Origin of the sequence: Ketobacter sp. GenoA1, from assembly GCF_003671475.1 — a bacterium.
Classification (GTDB): domain Bacteria; phylum Pseudomonadota; class Gammaproteobacteria; order Pseudomonadales; family Ketobacteraceae; genus Ketobacter.
In genome coordinates this window covers 293,429-318,040 of record NZ_RCHM01000009.1, presented here as the reverse complement: position 1 = coordinate 318,040, position 24,612 = coordinate 293,429, and the positions used below count along the sequence as shown (strand labels likewise).

General features: G+C 54.3%; 21 protein-coding genes. 8 read left to right on the top strand and 13 right to left on the bottom strand.

From position 1 onward, the window contains the following. The first annotated feature begins 246 nt into the window (after positions 1 to 246). Both D9N13_RS02790 and D9N13_RS02785 read left to right on the top strand, forming a co-directional pair. Positions 247 to 2,370 carry a transglycosylase SLT domain-containing protein gene (locus D9N13_RS02790; RefSeq protein WP_290585561.1) on the top strand — a complete coding sequence of 708 codons (2,124 nt, stop codon included), beginning with the start codon at positions 247 to 249 and terminating at the stop codon, positions 2,368 to 2,370. A 158-nt stretch (positions 2,371 to 2,528) separates the two neighbouring features. Then, complete coding sequence (locus tag D9N13_RS02785) at positions 2,529 to 3,524, top strand: leucine-rich repeat domain-containing protein (protein ID WP_290585558.1); 996 nt, start codon at positions 2,529 to 2,531, stop codon at positions 3,522 to 3,524. Here the strand turns inward: D9N13_RS02785 and D9N13_RS02780 are convergent, their stop codons facing one another. Further along, a complete protein-coding gene (locus D9N13_RS02780) occupies positions 3,525 to 4,421 on the bottom strand; it encodes a haloalkane dehalogenase (RefSeq protein WP_290585556.1) in 897 nt (298 codons plus the stop codon). Positions 4,422 to 4,464: 43 nt separating this feature from the next. Further along, complete coding sequence (locus D9N13_RS02775) at positions 4,465 to 5,730, bottom strand: serine hydrolase domain-containing protein (protein WP_290585553.1); 1,266 nt, start codon at positions 5,728 to 5,730, stop codon at positions 4,465 to 4,467. A 304-nt stretch (positions 5,731 to 6,034) separates the two neighbouring features. Here D9N13_RS02775 and D9N13_RS02770 point away from each other — a divergent pair, with 304 nt between their 5' ends. After that, entirely contained in the window at positions 6,035 to 7,360 is a 1,326-nt protein-coding gene (locus D9N13_RS02770) for an ABC1 kinase family protein (RefSeq protein WP_290585551.1), read from the top strand. Between the two features lie 79 nt (positions 7,361 to 7,439). Here D9N13_RS02770 and D9N13_RS02765 read toward each other — a convergent pair whose 3' ends face one another. Together D9N13_RS02765 and D9N13_RS02760 are read right to left on the bottom strand one after the other, a co-directional pair. Beyond that, positions 7,440 to 8,393 (bottom strand): SDR family oxidoreductase, encoded by a 954-nt coding sequence (locus tag D9N13_RS02765; protein ID WP_290585548.1) that lies wholly within the window; start codon positions 8,391 to 8,393, stop codon positions 7,440 to 7,442. Continuing rightward, positions 8,390 to 9,208 carry a lysophospholipid acyltransferase family protein gene (locus D9N13_RS02760; RefSeq protein WP_290585545.1) on the bottom strand — a complete coding sequence of 273 codons (819 nt, stop codon included), beginning with the start codon at positions 9,206 to 9,208 and terminating at the stop codon, positions 8,390 to 8,392. Before D9N13_RS02760 ends, D9N13_RS02765 begins: the two co-directional genes overlap by 4 nt. A 460-nt stretch (positions 9,209 to 9,668) precedes the next feature. On the opposite strand from D9N13_RS02760, the gene D9N13_RS02755 reads away from it, so the two are divergent. Further along, entirely contained in the window at positions 9,669 to 11,009 is a 1,341-nt protein-coding gene (locus tag D9N13_RS02755) for an ABC1 kinase family protein (protein WP_290585543.1), read from the top strand. 19 nt (positions 11,010 to 11,028) lie between these two features. On the opposite strand, the gene D9N13_RS02750 is transcribed toward D9N13_RS02755, so the two are convergent. From D9N13_RS02750 to D9N13_RS02740, 3 genes are all read right to left on the bottom strand, one after another. Next, complete coding sequence (locus D9N13_RS02750; protein WP_290585540.1) at positions 11,029 to 11,466, bottom strand: hypothetical protein; 438 nt, start codon at positions 11,464 to 11,466, stop codon at positions 11,029 to 11,031. Positions 11,467 to 11,507: 41 nt separating this feature from the next. After that, positions 11,508 to 12,773: a transglycosylase SLT domain-containing protein gene (locus D9N13_RS02745; RefSeq protein ID WP_290585538.1), complete on the bottom strand. Its 1,266-nt coding sequence runs from the start codon at positions 12,771 to 12,773 to the stop codon at positions 11,508 to 11,510. 290 nt (positions 12,774 to 13,063) lie between these two features. Then, positions 13,064 to 13,321, bottom strand: a complete 258-nt coding sequence (locus D9N13_RS02740; RefSeq protein WP_290585536.1) for a hypothetical protein — start codon at positions 13,319 to 13,321, stop codon at positions 13,064 to 13,066. Positions 13,322 to 13,544: 223 nt separating this feature from the next. Here D9N13_RS02740 and D9N13_RS02735 point away from each other — a divergent pair, with 223 nt between their 5' ends. Continuing rightward, positions 13,545 to 15,101, top strand: coding sequence for a DUF6252 family protein (locus tag D9N13_RS02735; RefSeq protein ID WP_290585533.1), 1,557 nt, complete (start codon positions 13,545 to 13,547; stop codon positions 15,099 to 15,101). Between the two features lie 75 nt (positions 15,102 to 15,176). Here D9N13_RS02735 and D9N13_RS02730 read toward each other — a convergent pair whose 3' ends face one another. Further along, positions 15,177 to 17,168 carry an SDR family oxidoreductase gene (locus tag D9N13_RS02730; protein WP_290585532.1) on the bottom strand — a complete coding sequence of 664 codons (1,992 nt, stop codon included), beginning with the start codon at positions 17,166 to 17,168 and terminating at the stop codon, positions 15,177 to 15,179. 93 nt (positions 17,169 to 17,261) lie between these two features. After that, entirely contained in the window at positions 17,262 to 18,632 is a 1,371-nt protein-coding gene (locus D9N13_RS02725) for a wax ester/triacylglycerol synthase family O-acyltransferase (RefSeq protein WP_290585530.1), read from the bottom strand. A gap of 338 nt (positions 18,633 to 18,970) precedes the next feature. Between D9N13_RS02725 and fabR the strand changes: the two genes are divergently transcribed. After that, complete coding sequence (fabR, locus tag D9N13_RS02720; RefSeq protein WP_290585528.1) at positions 18,971 to 19,621, top strand: HTH-type transcriptional repressor FabR; 651 nt, start codon at positions 18,971 to 18,973, stop codon at positions 19,619 to 19,621. On the opposite strand, the gene D9N13_RS02715 is transcribed toward fabR, so the two are convergent. Both D9N13_RS02715 and D9N13_RS02710 read right to left on the bottom strand, forming a co-directional pair. Then, entirely contained in the window at positions 19,622 to 20,236 is a 615-nt protein-coding gene (locus D9N13_RS02715) for a class I SAM-dependent methyltransferase (protein WP_290585525.1), read from the bottom strand. Between the two features lie 91 nt (positions 20,237 to 20,327). Further along, on the bottom strand, positions 20,328 to 21,227 hold the full coding sequence (locus D9N13_RS02710) for a DMT family transporter (RefSeq protein ID WP_290585522.1): 900 nt from the start codon (positions 21,225 to 21,227) through the stop codon (positions 20,328 to 20,330). Between the two features lie 377 nt (positions 21,228 to 21,604). On the opposite strand from D9N13_RS02710, the gene D9N13_RS02705 reads away from it, so the two are divergent. Together D9N13_RS02705 and D9N13_RS02700 are read left to right on the top strand one after the other, a co-directional pair. Further along, positions 21,605 to 22,906, top strand: a complete 1,302-nt coding sequence (locus tag D9N13_RS02705) for a multifunctional CCA addition/repair protein (protein ID WP_290585521.1) — start codon at positions 21,605 to 21,607, stop codon at positions 22,904 to 22,906. A gap of 68 nt (positions 22,907 to 22,974) precedes the next feature. Next, a complete protein-coding gene (locus D9N13_RS02700; RefSeq protein ID WP_290585519.1) occupies positions 22,975 to 23,736 on the top strand; it encodes a pteridine reductase in 762 nt (253 codons plus the stop codon). On the opposite strand, the gene folK is transcribed toward D9N13_RS02700, so the two are convergent. Both folK and folB read right to left on the bottom strand, forming a co-directional pair. Further along, the gene (gene folK / locus D9N13_RS02695; protein ID WP_290585517.1) at positions 23,713 to 24,198 is read right to left on the bottom strand and encodes a 2-amino-4-hydroxy-6-hydroxymethyldihydropteridine diphosphokinase; all 486 of its coding nucleotides are present in this window, start codon (positions 24,196 to 24,198) and stop codon (positions 23,713 to 23,715) included. The two genes, D9N13_RS02700 and folK, sit on opposite strands and share 24 nt — an antisense overlap. Then, positions 24,198 to 24,554 carry a dihydroneopterin aldolase gene (gene folB / locus D9N13_RS02690; protein WP_290585515.1) on the bottom strand — a complete coding sequence of 119 codons (357 nt, stop codon included), beginning with the start codon at positions 24,552 to 24,554 and terminating at the stop codon, positions 24,198 to 24,200. Before folB ends, folK begins: the two co-directional genes overlap by 1 nt. Positions 24,555 to 24,612: the final 58 nt, after the last annotated feature.

The window sequence follows — 24,612 nt, the reverse complement described above, 5'->3', positions numbered from 1 at the left end:
AGGCCACTGAGTTACTGCGGCATTATTCAGTTCTGGTGATTATTAAGTTTAGCTGTCATTGACGCGACCTCAATAGCCGGCAGTGATTAATTGAAGAATCCCGATAGATCAAAAACTTACCAGACTGCCTTATTTTTGACCAGCCGCGAAAAAGATTTAGGCGAAACAGGTTAAGCACCTGAAAATTATCACCTTATCTGCTATTGATTATAGAATACAGAGATCAGAATTTCGCGGTAACCGGGTGTGATAAATATAATTCGACTAATGTTGGTGGTGGGCACGTGCCTGTATACGGCAAGCAGCCTGGCCAACTACTCTCTCGCCTTGCAAGCTAATCAGGAGGCGCAGTGGGAAGCCATGCGGCAACAGTACAGGGCCACGTTGGATCTTATCATAAAGGGTCAAAGGAGCCGCTTTCAGGAACAGGCAGAAACCCTGCGTGACTATCCGCTTTACCCGTACCTGAAATACCGGGAGTACAGCCGCTACATCAGCACAGTGAGCAAAGAAGAGCTGGATGAATTCATCGCTGAGTTTTCCGATTCTCCGCTGGCCGGCTGGCTGCGCCGTAAATGGATCAACAACCTTGCCTCCCAGAAAAAATGGGAAACCTATTTGCAGGAGTATCGCCCGGGGCAGTATTCCAACAAGTATGATTGTTTCTATTACTGGGCCCATTACAAAGTGGGTGAACGGGAAACCGCTTTTGCCGGTGCCCGCCAACTGTGGCTGGTGGGGGCCTCCCAGGATCACGCCTGCGACCCGTTGTTCGAGGTTTGGAAAACCACAGGGGAAATGCACGGATCCCTGGCCTGGGAGCGCACGGCGCTGGCCATGGCGAACCGCAAGCTGCAACTGGCGCGTTATCTGGAGAATCACCTGCCCAAGGAACTGCGACCACTGTCCCGCGAATGGCGGGATCTGTATCGGGACCCGCGTCGCCTGAAGTACATCAAGCGCTACACAAAATGGGGCGACAGCGCCCGCCCGCTATTGATTACGGCGTTTTCCCGCCTGATTCGCAAAGATGAATCCCTGGCGCAGTCACTCTGGCCACAGTATTTGGCGGCCTTCAATTTCAGCGCGGCGGAGCGGGCCAAGATCGCCAATGAGTTTGCCTTTGTGCTGGCGGTGCGCAAACAGGATAACGCGGAATACTGGCTCAGCCAGGCTGCACAGTACGGTTACGACGACGACCTGATCCCCATCGGCATTCGCCACGCTTTGTATGAGCAGGACTGGCCGCGGCTCAGAGTCTGGCTCAGCCTGCTCAACCCACAGCAGAACGAAGAAGAAAGCTGGCAGTACTGGTTATCCCGCGCCGAACAAAAACTGGGGCCGCTGGATATGGAGCAACAGCCCCGTATCCGTATCGACCAGTACCACGTCGACCTGGTGACCTTTCAACAGCGTTTTTCCCAGGCGCTCTACAGTAAAGACCGGTTTACTGACTTACTGCCGGACTCCGTGGTACAGAACAAGTTTGCCATGTACAACCCCGAAGCCCGCTTGCAGAAACTGTCCGGGAAACGCAATTACTATGGATTTCTCGCCAGCGAACGCCTCAATCGCCCCCTCGACCTGAACATTGAGCCGACACAGGTGCGCGAAGAAGCCTTGAATGCCATGATTGCCCAGCCTGCCGTGCAACGAACCCGGGAGCTGCACCTGATCGGTGAAATTCCTGAAGCACGTTCTGAGTGGGAACACCTCGTCCGGCGCAGCAACGAGCAGGAGCGCAGCATACTGGCCCATCTGGCCTATATGTGGGGTTGGCATCACCCCGCCATTCGTGCTGCCTATCAGTCAGACGCCTACAACAATCTGGAGATCCGCTTTCCCACGGCCTACAAGTCGGTGGTAGACAAATACGCAACCCGCACCGGTCTGGAGGAGGATTGGGTGTTTTCGTTAATCCGCCAGGAAAGCGCCTTCATGCCGCAGGCCCGCAGTGCAGTGGGCGCCATGGGAATGATGCAAATCATGCCCCGCACCGCCAAACAACTCTCCCGTGAGCTGGGCATTCCCACCCCCACCACCCGGGAGATGCTGACGCCGGAAACCAATGTACAACTGGGCACCCATTACATGCAGCAACTGCAGAAGCGCTTCAACGGTAATATTATCCTCGCCACCGCCGCCTACAATGCAGGCCCCCATCGTGCCAATGCCTGGCAACCGGAATATCTGCCGGTGAGCGGTGACATCTGGGTGGAGACCATTCCGTTCAGTGAAACCCGCGACTACGTGAAAAACATATTGACCTATCAGGCTATCTACCGGCATCACCTGGGTAAGGAGGTAAAACTCTCCAACGCCCTGAAACTGATTCCCGCCAAAAAGATGCACGCCACGGTAATGCGATAGATCCATGTGACGTTCGTCGCAAACCCGCTCGCATCGCTTTCCCATTGCCCTGCAGCCTTTTACTATAGGCCAGTGCATCTGATGGCGTGTTTCGATTCGGCAGTGCGAATCACCCCACAACGTTCCTGCGTCCCAATAAAACAACAAGGAATACCGCCATGGCTCGTGCTCACCCGACCCGCCTGTTACCGTGCCTGCTATTCGCACTGTGCTCACTGCTGACGGCCTGCGGCCCCACCAGCGAATTTTCCGCGCAATCACAACTGGACAACAACCAACAGGAATACGGCGTACTCAGTTGGCGTGCCGACACTGAGAAAGTGGACGGTTTTACCATCGAACGCATCAGTATTTCACCGGGGATCGGTGAGGTCGGTTTTTCCGGAGAGACAACCGTGTACCCCACCGCCACCACCACCTATACCCTGCAGGTGGAAACCCGCAATGACAACGGCCTGGTCTACAATTACACCCGCACAGCAACCGTTTACATCGGTCCGCGGGCGAATTACACAAAGATTCAGGATGCGGCGCTGCGCGGTTGCCTGGAAGACACCGGCAATACACACCTGGAGCAGTTCGATGTGATTTATTGCCTGGATCGCGGCATTGTCCAACTGGATGGCATTGAGCAGTTTCAACTGACCCGTTCGGTATCGCTGGATAACAATGAGATTGCGGATCTGTCACCCCTGACGGCGTTACCACAATTAACCGCGGTCAGCGTTTCCGGTAACGATCTGACCACGCTGGATGCCCTGACCCAATCCACCAGTCTGCGCAACATCGCCGCGCACAACAACCGAATCTTCGACCTCGGAGCGCTGGCCATGATGCCCCAGATCACCAGCCTGAGCCTTGATAATAACCAGATCACGGATACCTCACCGCTACAGAATCTGACGCAACTGCAGGGGCTGTCCATCACTTACAATCAGATTGAAGACATAAGCCCGCTGGCAGCCAACACAGAGCTGCTGGCCCTGGACATTTCCAACAATCCCATCAATACCGGCATTCTGGATTTAAACACCCTGACCCGGGCTTCGGTGATTCGCAGTGAGAATAACGGTGATGTGCTGTGCCTGACCTACGCGCAGTTACTGCTCGCCCTTGGCCCGGTGGTGTTGTTTGATCAATGCCGGCTGTTCTGATCAGCCGATGGTGGCCAGCAAATCATTTATGGCCCGGGCAAAGGGCACCGGGGAATCCTCCTGCAGAAAATGGCCGCCCACCAACGTCTGATGTGGCAGGCCCTGTGCACCGGGGATCCGCTCCTGCATAAACCTGTCGCCGCCGCGGGTAATGGGATCGCCGTTACTGAAGGTAGTCAGAAACGGCTTACTCCATTTTTCCAACACCTGCCAGGCTGCCCGGTTGGCTGCAGTAGCCGGATCGTCAGGCGTCACCGGTACCAACCGCGGAAAAGCACGGGCACCGGCTTTGTATTTGGAAGAAGGAAACGGCGCATCGTAGGCTTTGCGTTCCTCCGGCCCCAGTGTTTTAAAGGTTGCGGAATTAATGATGCGTGCAATGGGAAACCAGGGGCTGTACAGGGCGAAGTTTTTCCACAGCTTAAAAGCCGCTGGAACCTTATTGTCGCCGGTGGGCAACATCCCGTTCCCCACCACAATCGCCTTGAAGCGCGGCTCCTGTTCCGCCGCCAGACGCAGGCCGATCAACGATCCCCAATCCTGGCAAACCAAGGTGATGTTGTTGAGGTCCAGCTTCTCCACAAACGCCAGCATCCAGTCCATGTGTGACTGATAGGAATAATCCGCCAGCGCAGTGGGCTTATCCGACTTACCGAATCCAATCAGGTCCGGAGCAATCACCCGGTGCCCGGCGGCAGCCACGATGGGAATCATATGCCGGTACAGATAACTCCAGCTGGGTTCACCGTGCAGCATCAGAACAGGATCAGCGGAGGCAGGGCCCTCATCCAGATAATGCATTCGCATGCCATTGGAGCCGATCTCACAATAGTGAGCTGTGAACGGATAATCCGCCAGACGCTCAAAACAGTTTTCCGGGGTACGCACAAATTCCATATCAATCTCCGCTCCAAGGGGCCCGACCGTGAAAAGTCAAAGCCTAGGCTTGAAAGATTTTTTTGCAGCGCCGGGATATGGTGGTCAACAACATCACCAGACGTGGTACATGACTGCCAATAACCGGATTGCCCGAAGTCAGTAATGAAACCGAAATCATGCGCTCAGGATCAGCCCAGCAGAAGTTATTGGTCAGGCCAATGTGGCCATAGGCTTTCGGCGCCGCCGGCCCAAACAAACCAATGGGATAGTTGCCCAACATCATACCCGCGCTGTAACGCATGGGAAACAACAAGGTTCGATCCAATTCGGTGGCGTTCACTTCCCGCACCGCCCGTTCAATGGTGACCGGCTGAAAAATACGGGTGCCTTCATGATCCCCGCCGCTCAGCAGGCATTGGAAAAAACGGGAACACTCTTCGGCAGTGGCGGTAATGTTTCCGGCCGGAATAATCTGCTGATAAAAACGCGGATCGTTGGACAGCTCAATGGCGGTGGCCAGGTCTGCCCCAAGAATGCGTTTGATAAACTGCTTTACCGGAAACATCACCGGAAAGCCGGTCAGGTAATTGGTGGCCACCTCTGGAAAGCGCTCATCCGGGCAACCGTAATTAAAATTGCGCATGCCCATGGGCTCCTGCACATTTTTGCGAATATACTCGGCGATATTCTCGCCGGTAATACGCTGCACCAATTCACCCAGCACGTAGCCGCCGGTAAGGGCATGGTAGGCCAGTTCGCGCCCATGCACGTTGGTGGGTTCGGCGTTGTAGATCAGGTTCATAATGGCATCATGATCAAACAACACTGTCGGATCGATGTTCTTGAACGATGCGATACCGGCCCGGTGCGACAGTATCTGCTGTACCGTAATGCGCTTTTTACCGTGAGCGGCGAACTCCGGTATGTAAAAGCTGACCGGATTCATCAGGTTAATTTGGTTGCGCTCCTCCAGCAAATGGATGAGCATGGCGGTAATCGCCTTGGAAGCGGAAAACAAACAGAACGGTGTGTCCGGCGTGGCCACGATTTTTTCGCCGCTTTCACCAGGCCCGTTGCCTTTGGCGTGGCCGATGGAGCGATTCAGCAGGATCTCACCATGCCGGCGAATACAAATGGACAACGCCGGATAGGCTCCGGTCCGATACAAATCCTTTACCGCCTTCCAGATCACATGACGATCGTGGTCGGTGAGCCCCAGCAGCTCCGGGTCCATTTCGTTGTCGGCAATGCGGGTAATCCCGCGCAAAGATTTGGGTACCTGAATATTGTTTTCGATCATCCCCAATGGGTTCGGTAATGCCATCATCTCGACTACTGCTTCCGCCGCGGCGGCCCCTCTGTTGTTCTGTCTGCACAACCTGACTACGGGGAAACCCCCAGCAAATCAGCACCTTTCGGATAAATAAGGCCATAAGCCTACGAAAAATTATACACCCTGTCGACCAATTCATCTCGCTTGACTGATTGACCACTTAACAGCATACCTTCAGGGCCATAAAGCGTGTAAAATGACTGCGCATTTCCCGATTTCATTTAGGCCCAGACCAAGGAATGTGCTTGGGAATGCCGACATTCACGGAAGACTCTTCGACTTTTCAAGGTGTTACCTCATGGCAACAGACAGACCCGGAATCAACAGGCTCAGCGCCACCATTAAGGGCGCATTTCGAATCGGCCAGACCGTGCGCATTCTGGCACAAACCGGCATGGAGTGGATCATGGGTGACCGGCCACCAGCCCCTAAGCTGCTGCGTCAGACCTTCGAGCGACTGGGTACCACCTACATCAAATTGGGGCAGTTCATCGCCAGCTCACCGTCTGTTTTCCCGGACGATTATGTGGAAGAGTTCCAACTGTGCCTGGACAAGACCACCCCGGTACCGTTTTACATCATGAAACGGGTGCTGGAAAAAGAACTGGGAAAATCCCTGGAAACCGTGTTTGCGGAATTTGATCCGGTGCCCCTGGCCTCGGCTTCCATTGCCCAGGTCTATGCCGCCAAACTGGTCACCGGCGAAGACGTGGTGGTGAAAGTACAGAAACCCGGCGTGGAAAACATCCTGCTCACCGACCTCAATTTCCTCTATGTGGGCGCCAGAGTACTGGAATATTTTGTGCCCAACCTGGCCATGGCCTCCCTCTCCGACATCGTCGATGAAATACAGAAAGGCATGCTGGCAGAATGTGACTTTTATCAGGAAGCCAGTAACATCGGCGACTTTCACCAGTTTCTGGAAGAGACCGGCAACACCCAGGCCACCGCCCCCCGGGTTTATGAGCAAGCCTCTACCATGCGGGTACTGACCATGGAGCGCTTCTATGGCGTGCCGTTTACTGATCTGGAGAGCATTCAACATATCGTTCCCGATCCGGAATCCTCCCTCATCACCGCCATGAACACCTGGTTCTCCAGCCTGTTGTTCTGCGAATCCTTCCATGCCGATGTGCATGCCGGCAACCTGCTGGTATTGAAAGACGGCCGCATCGGCTTCATCGATTTTGGAATTGTGGGCCGCATCAAACCCAGCACCTGGGAATCCGTATCCAAATTCATCTGGGCCATCGGCCAGGAGAATTATCGGGAAATGGCGGAATCCATGCTGGGTATCGGCATGACCGACACCGAGGTGAACACCGAACGCCTGGCACAGGATATTGAAGCCCTTTACTCCAGCATGGATCGAGTGCTGCCGGACATGGATCTACACGCCGGTGACATGGCCTCCATCAGCGAGCACGAGGTCAATAAGGTGATGATGGATCTGGTGGGCATCGGCAAACGCCACGGCATTCACTTTCCCCGCGAATTTGCCCTGTTGCTGAAACAATTGCTGTACTTCGACCGCTATGTTCGCCTGTTGGCCATGGAGTCCAACATCTACATGGATGAGCGCTTGAACATCACACCGGATATGGACTGGAATATGATCCACTGATCCCGGTCAGGCACTGTAAAAATAGGCGATTGGGTGACAAACGCTCACCCAATCGCACTCACTTCCCCGTGAAACCTGATCAGAGAATACCCATCTCTTTTTTCTCCCGGTAGTAGGAAAAAATATCATCCAGGCTACGTCGCGGCTTGAAGCCGAAAGTCTTGTTGAAAAGACTACCATCGATGATCACCGGATACTTGTAGTAGTTCACAAGATAGGGCGGCCAGCCTTTCCAGTTCATACGCTTGCTGATCAGTTTCGGCAGCCCTTCCGGAATCGAAGGAATGGGCATGCGCCGACAGCCGCATTGGGTAACGGCCTCCTGATAACTGACCCAATCGTCGGTGGACACATTATAAATACCCGGCTTGTTCTGTTTGAACGCCAGGGTAACCGCGTGGGCCATGTCTTCTACATGAATAAACTGCATCATGGGGGAGAAGCCCATCAACACCGGCGCCATTTTACTGGATAACAACAGGCTCAGAGAGTTTAACACCCCCGGCCCGGAAATGTTGCAGGGCCGCAAAATGGTAATGTTCAACTCCGGATACTTCCACAGGTAAATATTGGCGAGATTCTCCAGTTCCACGGAATCCACCAGATCCATGGTCAGCTCGGACGCCTTCAGGGGTGCCTCTTCGGTCAGCAACGCCGGATTGTAGGGGCTGGCACCGTACACATAATAGGTGGACAGCACCACCACCTTGCGCACATCGTACTTATGGCACAGATCCAGTAGCCTCTGAGTACCCAGAACATTATGGTTGTAACGGTTGCGATGGGTGGACTCGTACAAGCCCATGCGCCCCAAGTGAATCACCGCCTCCAACTTGTGTTTGCGGAAGATATCCTCGAATCCACGCTTATTGTATTCGACCCGGTAACTGGACATCCCTTCGTCCAACTGCACCCGCCGGCGAAAATCCACCAGCACAACGTGGTAATCCTTTTTCAGTTCATTAATCACATACTGCGCCAGAGAACCACCGGCGCCGGTCACCAGAACTTCAGGTTTATGTTTGTGAATCATTCGAACCACCCACTCCTTTCCTGCAAACCACGCTGTATTAACGCGTTAATCTCATCCTTTACCCGTTCCACCTTCACAGCCACCTCATCCTCGCCGCCAATGGGGCCCGCAAACGTCATGGGTTTACCAAAATACAACCGCACCTTGGCCGGCAACGGTATGGGGGTGGTGACCGGAAAATAGGGCATTCCGAACAGGCGGGCCAGCCGTTTCAGATGAAACGGGGTGGGCATGGTTTCTTCACAACCCACAATCCCCACTGGAACGATGGGGGTGTTTTCGGTGATGGCCAGATGCATGAAACCCAGACCGAAGCGCTGCAGCTTGTAGCGTTTGTCCCAGGTTTTGCCGGACCCGCGCACCCCTTCCGGAAACACCACAATGGCCTCTTCGTTACGCAGCATCTTGGCGCAGTTTATGGGATCCCCCAACACCGCCCCCATCTCATTAAAGATGTTACCGACGAACGGAATCGTGGGAAACCAGCGTTCCACCATCACCCGCACAGCCCTAGGTGTATGGGGGTTGGTGGCCATGGCGTAGCCCACCAGGCTGCCATCAAAAGGTAACTGACCACTGTGATTGGCAATCACCAGCAAACGGCCGTTGGCGGGTATGTTTTCCAGCCCAAAGGCCTCCACCCGGAAGTAGTCTTCATAGATGGGCCGCATCACACTCAATGCGATTTTGACCGCGTCGGTGTTGTACCCCCATGGATCATAGCCAAAGGAACCCACCGGCTTTGGTATCTTATCCACCACGGCCTCCGTCGCCTCGGAGACCAGTAGGTTTTTCAACAAATTTCGGACACTCATGCACTCTCGCCTTTCATATTCCCGATCGGGCCCATATCCCTGCCCGTAGATTAAACACGCTCCCGCCGCAGGCCATTCCGGGCCGGCACTGACAGGTGTGAACTCTCTCCGATTTTTGATGCTCGCATGCATCGACGATGAAACAGGACGGAAGATGTTATTGTTTTAGGAAGGTACTGCCGCGGCATTGACGGGCAAATCGGTGCTCACCCTGCCGCTTTAAATTTTTTGAGCCGTCCAATAGAGCGCATTATAACAAACTTTTGATTCCTAACAGTAATCCTGGAGACAGCGAAATTGGGTGTACAGGCTATTTACACCAGCGGACGTCTGGCTTAGAGTCGCAAGGTTCGACTGGTTCCCATTAGCCGTAATTTTGAACAAAACCCACGCATATAAGTCAATAAAACAACTAAAATAAAATCATGCGGTCTTTAGCGACACAGAGGAAATCCAGATCGTGGCCAATGAAAAAGACGATAAACGCTTCAAGGCGACCACCCCCGGCAAGCGCTTTCTAAAGCTGGCGGGCATGTCTGCCAGCATCGCAAAAAACGTTGCAAGTCATAAGGTTAAGGGGCTGTTCAGAGATGACGCTGCCCACGCCCAAAGCCAGGAACAATTGTATTCCGATATCGGCAGGCAGATCGCCCAGACACTGGGGGAAATGAAAGGAGCGGTCATGAAAGTGGGGCAAATCGCCTCGCAAGTGAAAGACATGCTGCCCGATGAAGTGGCCAGTGCACTGGAGGTACTGCAGAAAGAATCCCCTCCCATGCCCTACCCCATGATCCGGCGTCAACTCATCAAAGCCCTGGGCGACACCCCGGAAAACCTGTTTGCCCATTTTGATGAAACCCCCTTTGCGGCCGCGTCCATCGGGCAGGTACACCGCGCGCTCACCAAAGAAGGCGAGGAATGCGTGGTGAAAATTCAGTACCCCGGGGTCAAGGAATCCTGCGATTCGGACCTGAAACACCTGAAACGGGCCCTGAAGCTGGCCGGTCTGGTGAAGGTAAGCCCGGAAGTGATCGACCAGACCTTTGAAGAAATCCGGCGCATGCTCTACGAGGAGCTGGATTACGTACATGAAGCGGAGAACATCAAGTTATTCCGCGACTATTACCAAAACCACCCCTACATCATCATGCCGGAGCTGATTGAATCCCTGTCCTCGGAAACCGTACTGACCCTGACCTATGTGGAAGGTGACCCGTTACAGAAAGTGAAGGAACCGGAATACAGCCAGGACACCATCAATCTCATCGGCTACCGTATTTTTGAAACCTTCGGCCGTCAGATATACGATTTGCGCGCCGTGCATTCCGATCCGCACCCCGGTAACTTTGCCTTTCGCCCGGATGGCCGCATTGTGCTTTACGACTTTGGTGCTGTAAAACGGATTCCCGAAGAGACCATTGATAAGCTGCGTAAACTGGTGAGCGATGCCATTGCCGGTAATGTGGATACTCTGGATGAACACCTGCTGGCCATTGGTGTACGCCAACTGGGGGGCAAGGAACCCGACCACGAGTTCTACAACGAATGGCTGGATATCTTTATGGCGCCGTTCAGGGATTACGAAGCGTTCGATTTCTCGGAATCCAACTTGCACAAGCGGATCATGGGCAAATTCAAACGGGACGGTTTGAAATACATCGGCTCCTTCCAGCCTTCGCCGGAAACCATGCATGTGGACCGCGTCATCAGTGGCCACTATTGGACCATGGTGGATCTGGGGGTAAAAGTCTCGTTCCGGCCCCTGGTGGATGAGATCGTGCTGCGAAAAGCCGCCGCATAGGCGGGGCGGCCTGTTCCCCCTACTGGTAGATCACCCGCTCAGGCTCTATGCGCTGGCTGCCATACCAGTTCATGGGGCGCAGGGTGACGATAATGTCTTCTGCCTTTAACCCGTGGACCGGCAGGGGCTGCATTAGCTCGATTTGGCTCTTTCCCTCAAAGACCGGAAAAACCTGGCGATTCATCGCCACAAACTTTTCCCCGGGCACCTCCACTTTCAGCAACATATCCACATAGAAGGTATAGGGCACATTGTCTCCCCGGGCCTCCAGCTGCGCCGAGCTTTTCAGGCGTGGTTGGAACATCTGCTCTTCTAGGGTGAGGGTCTGCCGGGAGATAACGAATTCAAGCTTGGGCACTTGCTCCAGTGCCTGCAGGCGCTGCTGCTGAACGGCCAGCTGTTCGCTCAGTTCATCCAGGCGTGCGGAGCCCTCCCCGCCACACCCGGTTACTGACATGGTGATTGCCAGCAGCCACCCTGCTCCCCGGCTCTGCCCTATCATAACGCCGCGTAATACGCTCTTCGCTTCAGCACTTTTTCCACGTACTGGCGGGTTTCCTTATGGGGCGCTTTCTTCACCAGGCGCTCCAGCACCTGTTCCGGGGTCATCCGGTTGATGGTATCGACGGCGTCGGTAAAACTGGCTTTGCCGATAAAGGCTCTGGCCACACTGGAAGCACCGGCATTGTAGGCCGCTATGGTGTAGTACAAGCGGCTTTCCGGGTTCTTGATGTCTTTCAGGTAATCGTAATACAGCACATTGAGATAGGCGGCCCCCACCTCGATATTCTTACGGGGGTTATACAGATACTGGGCACTGAGCAGGGAAGGCTTCTTGTACAGCTTACGGGTGGCATCCCGACCTGCAGTGGAGGGTACAATCTGCATCAACCCAAAGGCAGGAATATGGGATCGGGCCAACGGATTGAAATGGCTTTCCGTATGAATAATGGCCATCATTACATCGGAGCTCAACGCGAACCGCTGCGCATTTTTGCTGACCTCAGGGCGATACTCCACCACTTTTTTGCGAATACGGTTGTCCGGCAAGGGCACCACATAGGTGAGTTTCTTACCCGTGTTGACCGGAATCGCCGCCAGACTCAGGCTGGCGTTCAGCGCCTGGTAACGAATCGATGAATTACGCATCAAGGTTGCGGCTTTGTTGCGAACATCCTCCGCCGTGGGCCGGGGGGAATTGAACAACTCTTTCAGCACCAGCTCATTGCTTGCGTCAGAAGCCTTAATTTCCTTACCCAGGTTGGCATAGGTGGCATTAATGGCGCGCTGAATTGGATCCCCTTCCAGAGCAGCGGCGATGGAGGTACCTAAAGTGCGCTGCAACTGGCTGCCCGCCTTCTTGGACATGGCGGCAAAATCCAGGCGACCGCCCTGGTAAATACTGTCAACACTGATTTCAATCTGGTTGTGTTCGAAGTCCACTACCCGTTTGGATGAATAATCTCCGGAATAACTGACCCAACGGGTCTCACTGCTCACCTCCGGTGCGGACCAGTGAGTGCGAATACGCTCCTGCTCCTCTTTCAACGCAGCCCCGTAGGCGGTGGCCAGCGCCTGTTGCTCTTTCTGCTCGGGTGTCATGGCAATGGTTTTACGGTCTTTCAACAGCGGGCTGTCACCGCGATCATCACGCTCTATTACCCAGCCGCCATTGGCAATGCCGTTGCTGGCCGACAACACCATCACGGACACCAGCAAACACTTACGAACCATGCCGTTATTCAGATACGTTACTGCAGACACCTACAACCTCGTCAGCTAACTCTCTTTTTCATTCAAAGTTCATTCATTCAATGTTCAGTGTAGTTGCTCAGGCTTGCCTGAGAGCCGCCAAATGACGAGTGGGTCTCAACCCGGAACGGCAATGGTTAGCAACTATTCCACTTACCCGGAAATTATGACAAATTCCCCGCATTCAGGCGCAAACCGGTTAGAATTTATCCAGCCCTTCCCAGCGGACCTTATAACTGCAAGCCGGAACTCTTATGCACCTGAGTAAGCAAGCACTCACAACTTCTGTGACATTTTGTAACTCAACGGGAGCGGGATTCTGACTCATCCAGATACATAAAAGACAGAAACGTGGTAAACAGGGATACAAATACAATAAAGGGCAGCGCAGGCTCGATCAGCACGATCAACCCGGCTATGATCCAGAAGCTCTTCACCTGCTGGCGCCGCCGGCGATAGGCCTTGCACAGCCTGCGGTGTGAACCATGTTTCGGATCCGGGCGGGCGGATGATGTGCATTCGGTCTTCAGTACAGCCCACAACACTCGAAGCAACCACATACGTCTGTCCCCTTGTTTTTGTGGCCAATCGTTTGTAAGTATAGGCTGGGTTACAAGCCTCTCATTGAAACCCGCGCATAAATTTGGAATTATTTGGAAAAACGAGACTGGGCAGGGAAAGCACCAGCATAACTATTATCGACAGGATGTTCGCCTTGGGTCGAAAAACATGAAATCAATAGGATTAACTACAGGGGCTTGGGGGTTATTGTTGCTGTCCTGCATGAATATTCATGCAGAAGCCGTTGACCAGGAAAGCTATCTCGATATCACCGAATACCGCACGGAACACAAGACCCACGTCTGGCCTGATGGTGCCCGCTACGAGGGTGAGTGGTCCGGCAACCAACCCCACGGCTATGGCAGCCTCACCTACGCCAATGGCGCCCAATACTGGGGCCGCTTTGATCATGGACGCCGCCAGGGCCATGGCGTCATGAAATACACCAACGGGGACGAATACGAAGGTAACTGGCACAAGGATCAACCCCAGGGTAGCGGCGTGAAACGCTACGCGGCGGGCTCCATCTACGAAGGTGAGTTCAGGGATGGCCAGCCCAATGGGAAAGGCAAACAAACCTATATCGACAACACCTACTACCAGGGCAGTTGGCATCAGGGTAAACCCCACGGCTACGGCAAGCTGACCTTTATTTCCGGTGGCGAATATGAGGGCTCCTTTGATAACGGCAAGCCCCATGGCAAGGGCCACTACTACTATCCCAACGGTGATGTGTACTCCGGGCAGTGGCGTAACGGCAACCAGGATGGCAAGGGCCGTATCGACTACAGCACCGGCGGTTACTACGAAGGGGATTTTGTGGAAGGCATGCGGCACGGTGACGGCATCCTGGTATCGGCCCTGGGCAGTCAGTACCGCGGTTCGTTCAAGCACAATAATGCCCACGGCACCGGCACCTGCACCAATGCCGGCAAATCCAAACCCTGCCAGTACCGGAACAACAAACTGGTAAAAGCCACCTCGGTTGCCACAACCGCCACCCGCACCGCCACCGTTGCGCTGGCCGCGGTAGCCACGGAAACCGCGCTAGCCAAGGAAAAGGTGGCCGCCCCCACCACAGCGCAACCGGTGGCCCCCCGCCAAAAGCCAACACCAGCGCCAGCCACTGTTTCCCGGCCGGCCAAGCCTGAACACAAAGCGGCAGCCGAATCCCCTCCACCGGCCCCTGCACCCGTGGCCAAGCCTTTTGTGGCGGCCACGGCAGTGGCGGCCAACACTGCCCCGGCAGCGGCAAAGGCCAGCAGCAAACAGAAGTATGCTGCTGCCACCATGGCCATACCGAATTCAAAGCAGCAGTTCACACAAACCCTGAGCCAAGAAAAGCAAAAGCTGAAACACCTCACGGTGGCAGACCTGCGTCAGGATCGCAGCGATATTTATTTCAGTGACAACTGGGAGGCCAAAGACCTGATGGCCATACCGGAACAGGCTTGGTGGCAAAAACGGGCATCCCTGTTTTCAGATGCTGTGTACATCGTATCCCGGCATGGTGATACCGAACTCCGCATGGTCATTGCCGACTACAAGGGCCCGGGCACTTACACCATCAAGGAGGCGGTAGTCACCTCAGAATCCGCCGACGTCAATGCAACAACATTGGAATCCGGCACCATTGTGGTGGAGTCCGAGCAGGGCGACTGGATCAGTGGCTCATTTCAGTTTGAAGTAAAAGACGATGACAAGGGTCAGCAGTTGGCGTTTCACCATGGCGCCTTCCGGCTCAGCACCAAAGACAACCTGCCCGTTATCCGACGCTGAACACCACCGCCAACCAAAAAAGCCGCACTCATTACCAGTGCGGCTTTTTCTTGGCTACGCTCGAAACACGTCCTCTTACCAGTGAACGCCGCGCATCAGGTAGGCGAAGGCCATTTGCTCCGGTGACACCACCGGCGCCGGTGCCGACTCATCGCTGTTGCCTTTGGCCGCCGCCGAATCCGGGAACATACGGAATCCGGTATTAATGACGATTTCTGCAAACTTGGGTGCAACCGCATGCACCACCTGCCCAAACACACCCAGCTTGGTGGCAATACGTTTGCTGCGATAAATCACTGCCTCTGCCACCATATCGGCGGCTTCTTCCGGGCTGATGGTAGGAACATTATCGTAGATCTTTGTGGGGGCGATCATTGGGGTGCGCACCAATGGCATATTGATCGTCGTAAAATGAACGTTGCAGTCGGAATACTCCGATGCCGCACAGCGGGAGAACGCATCCAACGCAGACTTTGATGCCACATAGGCACTGAATCGTGCCGGCATGGTCAGGGTACCGATGGAAGAGATATTGATGATATGGCCACTGCGATTTTGCTCCATCACGGGGAGAAAATTCATAATCAAACGCAATGAGCCAAAATAGTTCAACTGCATGGTCCGTTCAAAATCATGGAAGCGATCATAGGACAGGTTAATAGAGCGGCGTATAGAGCGGCCAGCATTGTTCACCAGAATATCCACCCGCCCGAAATCCGCCAACACCTGCTGCGCAAAACGATCGCAATCTTCCATGCTGGCAATATCCACACTGTAGGAATACACCTTGCCGCCTTTCTCTTCAATCTCCTGCTTGGCTTTTTCCAGCTTGGTGGGTTTGCGGGCGGCCATAATGATCACCGCACCAGCCTCCGCCAGTTTAATCGCCGTGGCCTTGCCGATACCGGACGAGGCGCCGGTCACCACCACAATCTTGCCGGCAACACGCCCTTCCAGGGTGCGATCAATAAACAGGTCGGGATCCAGATTGCGCTCCCAAAAATCCCACAACCGCCAGGCATAGGATTCCAGTTTCGGGCATTTGATGTTTGAACCTTCCAGCGCGGCCTGCGCCTCACGATTATCAAACTTGGTGTAATAACGGGTAAATTTCAACACCGCACGGGGAATGCCCAAATCCTCCAACACCGTGTTGGTGATGCGTCTTACCGGTGGCAGGGTTCCCAATGTTTTACGCAAAAACGGCGGCATAAAACTGAACATGCGTGTGTCCACCCGCATATTCATTTGCGGCGCGTGGCCAGCGCGGGCAAAGATATTGATCACTTCGCCGATTTTGTAATGGGTCTCATCGGTGAGGTGGAAGCACTTACCGTCCAGCCCATCCTGGTGCGCCAGATGATCCAGGGCATCGGCCACATAATCCACCGGCACCAGATTGAATCGCCCCCCTTCTATACCCACCATGGGCATCCAGGGCGGCAGTAATTGACGCAGCTTTTTAATCAGGCTGAAGAAATAATAGGGGCCGTCGATCTTATCAATCTCACCGGTTTTGGAGTGGCCAACCACCATGGCGGGGCGATAGATTCGGTAAGGCACCTTGCACTGCTTGCGCACCAGGCCTTCCGCTTCATGCTTGGTGCGCAGATAGGGATCGTCCAGGTTTTCCGCTTCTTCAAACATATCCTCGCGGAATATACCGGGATACATGCCCGCCGCCGCAATGGAACTCGTATGATGAAAACAGCCGGCCTGCAAAGCCTTGGCTGCCCCCATGGCATTGCGGGTGCCTTCCACGTTGGCCATGATCTGCTCGGATTCTCCCGCTTCCAGATCATAAACTGCGGCCAGATGGAAAAAGTGATTCACCTGACCCCGCAGCTTGTCCTGGTCGGCGTCACTGATACCCAGCTCCGGTTGGGTTAAATCCCCCATCACCGGCACCACCCGACCATCAAGATCCCCTACTTTCTTGCGCAGGGTTTCCACCTTGCCCAGTGATGCTTCACGGCACAGTACGTAAATCGTACCTTCCCGTTGCAGCAGGTTTTCCACCAGATAACGGCCAATAAAGCCGGTTGCACCTGTTACAAAATACGCCATAACCAATACCTCATAATATTCCCTTAGCCAGCCTGACTAAGCATTTCCCACTTAAAACACATCAACAAAAGTCATACCAGAAACGATCGGCCATCAGGCCCTGGACAGCTCACCACTGAACGCAGGCGCTCCCAACACCTCCGCCTGTATGGATTTGAACTCATCCACAAAATCATCAATCATTGCCTGCGGCTCCGGCACCAGCGCCGCATCGGCAACAAAACCGAACTCGACCTTATTGTCGTAACTCAGAATACTCACACCAATACCAATACCACCGGATTGCGGCACCCAGAACATCGGCTTGGATAGCTTTTTTCCTTTCAGAATAACCGGCTCAGATGGGCCCGGAACATTGGTCATCACTGCGGACGCTTTGCTGGAGAAAAACCTCAACGCCCAACGTTCCACGGCGCTGGGGAAATAGCCCAGCATGCCCAGAATGTTATAGCTCATCTGTGCCTGCATGCCGTTCTTCAGTTTTTTCATATTGCACTGCACGGCTTTGATGCGCCCTTTAACGGAGTCCTCGCCCACCGGCAACGCCAGATACACAAGGCCAAAGCGATTACCCAGCTGCAACGCTTCTTCCAGGGGCCGCAGGTTCACCGGAATAGTAGCCCGCACACAGACCCCCGCAACCGGCTCTCCGATTCGTTGAAGGTAGCGGCGCAAGCTACCGGCAACGCAACCTAGGATGACATCATTGATGGTGCAGCCCATGGCTTTACCAACCTCTTTTACCTCATCCACCGGCAGTGACGGTGCCCACCCCACTTGTTTGTGAGGGGATAGATCACGCTTGTAAGCGGTCTTCGAATCCGGGCGACATAAGGACACCCGCAAAGCCTCGAACAACCAGGCAGCGCCAAAGGCCACACCATAGGCAGAATTGGATAACAAAAAAGCCAGCCGGTGCCACGGGGCACCGGATTTGGGCTTACGCTCCGGCATTTTAAAGCGAGCTGCCGGAGAACTGTGCAGCACCGAGTGATCTGCAATGGAATCCAGAACCGAGATCAGCGCAATGCCATCGGCGTAGCTGTGATGAACCCGCACCAGCACCGCGCTGCCTGATTTATAGTGAGATAGAAAATGAAACCGCCACAAAGGCTTGTCAGAAGCCAGGGGTTCAGGGATCAGCTTGCACACTGCTCCGCGCAACGCCGCCTCGCTATCACCCTGTTCGTCGATAGTAAGAGTGGTCAGGTGATAATCCATGTCTATGTGCGGCAACTCTTCCCAAAAGTAGTGACCGCCCTCGCATACCGGACGCTGACGAAAGCGCTTGTGCTGGGCCAGCAATCGCTCCTCCAACAACGCCTGAAATTCATCCTGGCCCATGGGCTCATCAAAAAACAACAAGCCATTTATCACCATCAGATTCTCGTTGGAATCCATGCGCAACCAAGCCGTATCGACGTTGGTCATTGGCTCCCGTGCCAATTGGTTGAAAGTCCTCATAATTCATTCCCTTAGCCCTGCTGGCTGCTGCAGGCAGCCATTGGGTACACAAAAAGCGATGCATATTTCAGCAAACAAGTGTTTGCCAATATACTCCATTTTTTATAAAACGCAAGAATCAAGTGGCGATTAACGCCAGAAAAGTGGCTAAATCAGCCGCTTTAAACCAACAATCAGACAAACCTGCTTCTGAAATTTGCTTTTTGAGCAAACACTTGTACACTTAACTCCACTATCCATAGCATCGCTGCCGGTCCCTGCCACCTCATTCCAATGGCCCAGTAAAGACCAGTATGGCGCAGACTGCGTGAAGTGCCTTAACAATAATACGGATCAACATGACAGAGCCCCTGACCAGAGCCGAACAAAAGCAGCAGACCCGCAACAACATCATGGCTGCTGCTTTGAAGAAGATGAATGAAGACAAGGGTTTTTCCAGCCTGGGATTGCGGGAAGTAACCAAAGAAGCCGGCATCGCCCCCGCTTCTTTTTATCGCCACTTCAAGAACATGGAAGAGCTGGGATTGGCTCTGGTGTCTGAGGCAGAAACGGCGTTGCAGGCTATATTGCAGGATGCCAAAGCGCAGGAGGAAAAAGGCGAGGACATTGTGGAAAGCAGCGTTGCGATCTGCATGCAACACTTTCACGACAACGGCGCCCTGTTCCGCGTTTTGGCGCGGGAAGCCACCGGCAACTCACCCTTGATTCGGCGCGCCATTCAACGCTGCCTGATGACGCTCAACCACCAACTGGCAGAGATCATCGAGCTGGAAATGCGGCGCCGGCATCGCAAAATCACCAATCCCCTGTTCATTGCCGAAGCCATTTCCACCCTGGTGTTCAATTTGGGGATTGCCAGTGCGGACTTACCCTACGCCAAGCAGAAAGAAGCGGAAAAACGCCTGGCCCATCATATCAGGGCCATATACTGGGGTGCGGAAGCCATGGCGAATTCGCAGCACATGTCGCGCAATATGATGCTGTCCTGATTATTTGACCGCAACACCGGCAATGATGGGAGCCATCAGCGGCGGCACCTTGGGATGATCAAAATCCTTGATGTGCTGATAGTGAAAGCCGGCGTTCTCAAACAGGCAACGGGTATCCCGGGTGATCTCGCATCCACAGGCCAGTTTGCGCCAAAGCGGATTGATTCGTTTCTGCCAGGCTCTGACACGGGGGCGGTTTGACGCCACATGCTCATAGAACACCAGTTTGCCACCGGGCTTTAATACACGGCGCATTTCTTCCACCGCCTGTTCCGGTTCGGGTATGGTGCAAAACACCAGGCAGGCAACCACACTGTCGAAGCTGTCATCCTCGAATGGCAAGGCCCTGGCGTCTCCCACCTGCAACTGCACAGGAAAGTCATGGCCGGTCTGCTGCACAACGCGCTGCGCTTTCTCAAGCATGGCCGCCACCGGTTCAATGCCTACCACCTCCATCACCGCCGCTGAGTAGAACCCCAGGTTGGCACCGGTACCCGCCCCGATCTCAAGCACTCTTCCCTCTGCCTGCGCAATCAGCTCGGCAATTTCCCGGCGAAAGGTTTTTGTGGCCTTTTCCATAAAATACGGAAATATTTTATCTTCATAAAAACTCATGCTTGAACTCTCATTGGTGCGGCAGGCTGGTGTGGTATGAATCAGCCACCATACAACACCAGCCTGCTGCAAAGTTCAATTGTTGAAAACGTCAAGCTTGCGGCCGCTTTGCCACAAACCCTATCTGACGCAACAGTTGGTCCCCCCAGTAAAACAACAACAGACAGGTGCAAATCATGCTGGCACCAATGGCCAGTGTCTCGGTTACCGTTTCACCATTCAAAAACACCCCCAGTGATATGGCCAGCACCGGCGTAATCATGGTGACCAGCGCCACCGAACTGGCCGCCAGATGCTTGAGAATGTAGAAATAGCAGAAAAACCCGATAAAGGAACCGAACAAAGTAAGGTACAGGATAGCGGCGATGGCCCTGGGGTGCGGCGAATCCACTTCCAACCCAATGAACAGGCCAGCCACCAGATACAGCGGCGCGGCCAGGGTGAGCGATCCCACGGTTTGTGCCAGCGGATGCATATCAATACTGTGACGCTTGATCAGCACACCACTGAGGGAAAAGCACAACATACCAATGCCCACCAACACGAAACCGGCATAACTGCTGTCGGTCAACGTCATATCCTGACTGAAGATCACCAACAACCCGCCCAGGCCCGTGGCCACCGCAAGCCATTTCGCCAACGAAAACGGCGGCTCATCCAACAGGAAACGCGCCAGGATGGCCGACGCCACCGGCGACAAGCCGAACAAAACCGAGATCATACCGCTGGTGATGTATTTCGCGCCGATGTACACGCACATCAAGCCAAAAAACAAACCGATATTGGATATGGCGTAGATTTTCAACGCCTGCCGATGCCAGGGCACCGTCACTTTTAACAATCGCGCCGCAATCCATCCGATAATCGCCGCTAAAAACATGCGGCTAAACGCACCGGCAAGGGGGGACAACCCCTCCGAACTCCATTGCACTCCCAAGGGCGTGGTGGCCCAAACCAATATTACTGCAAGATAAGCAGCTGGCACTGACATGACAGGTTCACTCCTATTTCCTCCTTCACGATGAACGCTTTGTTTCAGTAACCTGCCGCCTAAAACAGAAAAAGGCCGCAGGTTACTGGAACGCTGCGGCCTTTTTAAAACCGGGATCAGAATGTTTGCTTTATTCCCTCACCCTCCCGCAGCTCTTTCTGCCATGCGCCATACGCGGACGCGCGCCATCGCACAGCGTTTAAAGGCTGCGTTAATATGGCGAATGCTGAAAGCTGCGGTGTGAGTATTCATTGCTGTCTTTGAAAAAAACGTTAACTTGGTTTTGAATGAGATACACTATAGGGGCTGGGTTAAATGCAGGTCAACGCTTTTTTCTCGCTTTAAGAAATAATTCACACAACGAATTCAAAACAGGAATGGATCAGTCATTCATGAACGTGTACCTGGTGGGCGGCGCAGTACGGGACAAGTTATTGAATCTTCCGGTGAAAGATCGGGACTGGGTGGTGGTGGGTGCAACACCGGATGAACTGTTGCAACAAGGTTACCAGGCAGTGGGTAAAGATTTTCCGGTGTTTCTGCATCCTCAAACCCACGAGGAATATGCCCTGGCCCGCACCGAGCGTAAAACCAAAGCCGGATACACCGGATTTGAGTGCCACTTCGGCCAGGACGTTACCCTGGAGCAGGATCTGTCTCGCCGCGACCTGACTATCAACGCCATGGCCGAAGCCGGCGATGGCACTCTGGTTGACCCTTACGGCGGCCGGCAGGATCTGGAAAAACGAACCTTACGTCACGTGTCCCAGGCCTTTGTGGAAGACCCGTTACGGGTATTAAGGGTGGCCCGTTTTCTTGCCCGTTATCATCACCTGGGGTTCACCGTTGCCGCCGAAACCCAGAGCCTGATGCACACCATCGCAGTAAGCGGCGAACTGCAGCACCTGACCCCTGAGCGGATCTGGGTGGAAACCGAAAAAGCATTACTGGAACCCAGCCCCTGGCGCTACTTTGAAGTGTTGCGTGAATGCGGTGCCCTGGCCGAGATATTTCCGGAACTGGATGCGCTTTTTGGTGTGCCGCAACCAGAACAACATCACCCGGAAATCGACACCGGCCTGCATGTCATGATGACATTACAGTCGGCAACAGGATTGCTGTCACACAGTGGCTCGACATCAGAAACGGATTGCACACCGGCATTCAACGCCGAGCAACGGGTTGCCATTTTGTTTTCACTGCTGTGCCACGATCTGGGCAAAGGCTTAACCGCACCGGATCAGTTACCCAGCCACCCCGGCCACGAAGACATCAGCGAGCACCTCAGCAAAAAAGTCTGTGCACGTTGGCGGGCACCCAATCCGGTAAAGCGCCTGAGCAGCCTGGTGGCCCGTTACCACACCCACAGCCATCGCGCCTTTGAACTGAAACCCAGCACCGTTATGCGTTTGCTGGAAGCTCTGGATTACTTCCGCCGACCGGAAACCCTGAGTTTGTTTTTAACGGCCTGCGAGGCCGATGCCAAAGGCCGCACCGGATTGCAAGACCGACATTACCACCAGGCCGACTACCTGCGGGATTGCGCACAGGCCGCCAGCAATGTGCAGGCCCAAGCCCTGGTTAACCTTGGTTTCAAGGGGGAAACCCTGGGCATTGAATTACGCAAGCGGCGCATCGATGCCATACGCGACATGAAACACAGCTATGTCCGGCCTTGAGTAACACCACTTACAACACGGCAAGGCATCGCTGGGCAGATAAAAATGCAGAAAAGAAGGAAATCAACATGAGTGATGAGAAAGTCGCCCTGATCACGGGCTCGGCAAAGCGCATTGGAGCGTATACAGCGCAATACCTGCACGAACGGGGTTACGCTGTGATTCTGCATTACCGCAATAGCGCACAATCTGCCAAAGCCCTGCGCGATAAACTGAACCACAACCGCCCCCATTCCTGCATTGCCCTGCACGCCGACCTCTCATCGCCCGATGCCTGGCCACAACTGGCGGAGCAATCCGGCAGTTGGAAACACCGACTGGATCTACTGGTCAACAACGCTTCGGCGTTTTACCCAACAGCGCTGGGCCAAACCACCTTGGAACAGTGGCATGACCTGTTTGCCAGCAACGCCCAGGCGCCTTTTTTTCTCAGCCAGCATCTGGCCCCCTTGCTGAAAGCAAACCAGGGTTGCATCATCAACATTATTGATGCGCTGGCCGAACAGGCGAACCCGGATTTTATCCCGTACAGTATGGCCAAAACTGCATTGCGCACGCTGACCACCGCGCTGGCCAAGGCCCTGGCACCGGAGGTACGGGTCAACGGCATTTCACCCGGCGCCATGCTGTGGCCCGACGGGGAACACCAATTAACCGAACAACAAAAACAAAAAATTCTGCAGCAGATTCCCCTGCAGCGGGTGGGCACTGAATGGGATATTGCCCGCACACTTTATTTTCTGGTTGAAGAGGCCCCCTATATCACAGGGCAGGACATTGCGGTGGATGGCGGCAGAAGCCTGAACTCAGTTCAGCTCCACGCGCCATAGAGCCTGTTTTGACTTATCGTATTCGGCCCACAGCTCCCCATAGGAGCGCTGCAGTTGTGGGTGCAATTCAGTACCGGCCACATCCGCCAACGGCCACAGGACAAAGGCATTGTGCACGATTTCATCCCGTGGCAATGCCACTCCGTCAATGACACCCACGCAGTCATCGTAGGTGAGGATATCAATATCCAGGGTTCGCGAACTGAATTTGGGGCCACCCCGTACCCGGCCGTTTTCATCCTCGATGGCCTTGATCTTGCGCTGCAATTCCCCAACGCTGGACCCGGTATGAAGCCCCACCACCAGGTTATAGAAATTATCGCCGTCAAACCCCACCGCTTCACTTTCATAAACCGGCGACACCACCAGCTCACCAAATACCTGGCGCAGCGTGTCCAGTGCCACCCGTATATAATGGTGACGGTTGATGTTACTGCCCAGACTCAAATACACCCTTGCCATCAGGGCTTTTCTCCCCGTTCGATGATCACACCCACATCCCGCGCGGCTTTCACAGCCGCAGGCTTACTGACGCGCAGGCGCAGCCAGGGTACACCGAATTCCTGCAGCACCACCGACGCCACCTGTTCCGCCAATGTTTCCACCAGCTGGAACCGGCTGTCTTCCACAAACTGCACAACACGGGTGGACACCGCCGCATAATCCAGGGCATCGGCGATGTCATCGCTGGCTGCGCTCTTACTAATATCGCAGGCCATCTCCAGCTCCAGGCTGAGGGGTTGCCTGATGGCACGCTCCCAGTCCAGCACCCCGATCACGGCTTGAATCTTAAGGTCACGTATATAAACAATATCCATTCTCTGGCCACCTTGCGCGTAATTGCTGGCAATCTACCAAGATGCCCCCCATGTGACA

Coding starts and splice junctions, on each gene's coding strand:
- folB (WP_290585515.1), bottom strand. CDS start 24,554: ATGGATATTGTTTATATACGTGACCTTAAGATTCAAGCCGTGATCGGG.
- D9N13_RS02765 (WP_290585548.1), bottom strand. CDS start 8,393: ATGATTCACAAACATAAACCTGAAGTTCTGGTGACCGGCGCCGGTGGT.
- D9N13_RS02715 (WP_290585525.1), bottom strand. CDS start 20,236: ATGAGTTTTTATGAAGATAAAATATTTCCGTATTTTATGGAAAAGGCC.
- D9N13_RS02740 (WP_290585536.1), bottom strand. CDS start 13,321: ATGTGGTTGCTTCGAGTGTTGTGGGCTGTACTGAAGACCGAATGCACA.
- D9N13_RS02730 (WP_290585532.1), bottom strand. CDS start 17,168: ATGGCGTATTTTGTAACAGGTGCAACCGGCTTTATTGGCCGTTATCTG.
- D9N13_RS02775 (WP_290585553.1), bottom strand. CDS start 5,730: ATGATGGCATTACCGAACCCATTGGGGATGATCGAAAACAATATTCAG.
- D9N13_RS02785 (WP_290585558.1), top strand. CDS start 2,529: ATGGCTCGTGCTCACCCGACCCGCCTGTTACCGTGCCTGCTATTCGCA.
- D9N13_RS02770 (WP_290585551.1), top strand. CDS start 6,035: ATGGCAACAGACAGACCCGGAATCAACAGGCTCAGCGCCACCATTAAG.
- D9N13_RS02750 (WP_290585540.1), bottom strand. CDS start 11,466: ATGTCAGTAACCGGGTGTGGCGGGGAGGGCTCCGCACGCCTGGATGAA.
- D9N13_RS02735 (WP_290585533.1), top strand. CDS start 13,545: ATGAATATTCATGCAGAAGCCGTTGACCAGGAAAGCTATCTCGATATC.
- D9N13_RS02705 (WP_290585521.1), top strand. CDS start 21,605: ATGGATCAGTCATTCATGAACGTGTACCTGGTGGGCGGCGCAGTACGG.
- D9N13_RS02700 (WP_290585519.1), top strand. CDS start 22,975: ATGAGTGATGAGAAAGTCGCCCTGATCACGGGCTCGGCAAAGCGCATT.
- D9N13_RS02725 (WP_290585530.1), bottom strand. CDS start 18,632: ATGAGGACTTTCAACCAATTGGCACGGGAGCCAATGACCAACGTCGAT.
- fabR (WP_290585528.1), top strand. CDS start 18,971: ATGACAGAGCCCCTGACCAGAGCCGAACAAAAGCAGCAGACCCGCAAC.
- D9N13_RS02760 (WP_290585545.1), bottom strand. CDS start 9,208: ATGAGTGTCCGAAATTTGTTGAAAAACCTACTGGTCTCCGAGGCGACG.
- D9N13_RS02780 (WP_290585556.1), bottom strand. CDS start 4,421: ATGGAATTTGTGCGTACCCCGGAAAACTGTTTTGAGCGTCTGGCGGAT.
- D9N13_RS02710 (WP_290585522.1), bottom strand. CDS start 21,227: ATGTCAGTGCCAGCTGCTTATCTTGCAGTAATATTGGTTTGGGCCACC.
- folK (WP_290585517.1), bottom strand. CDS start 24,198: ATGGCAAGGGTGTATTTGAGTCTGGGCAGTAACATCAACCGTCACCAT.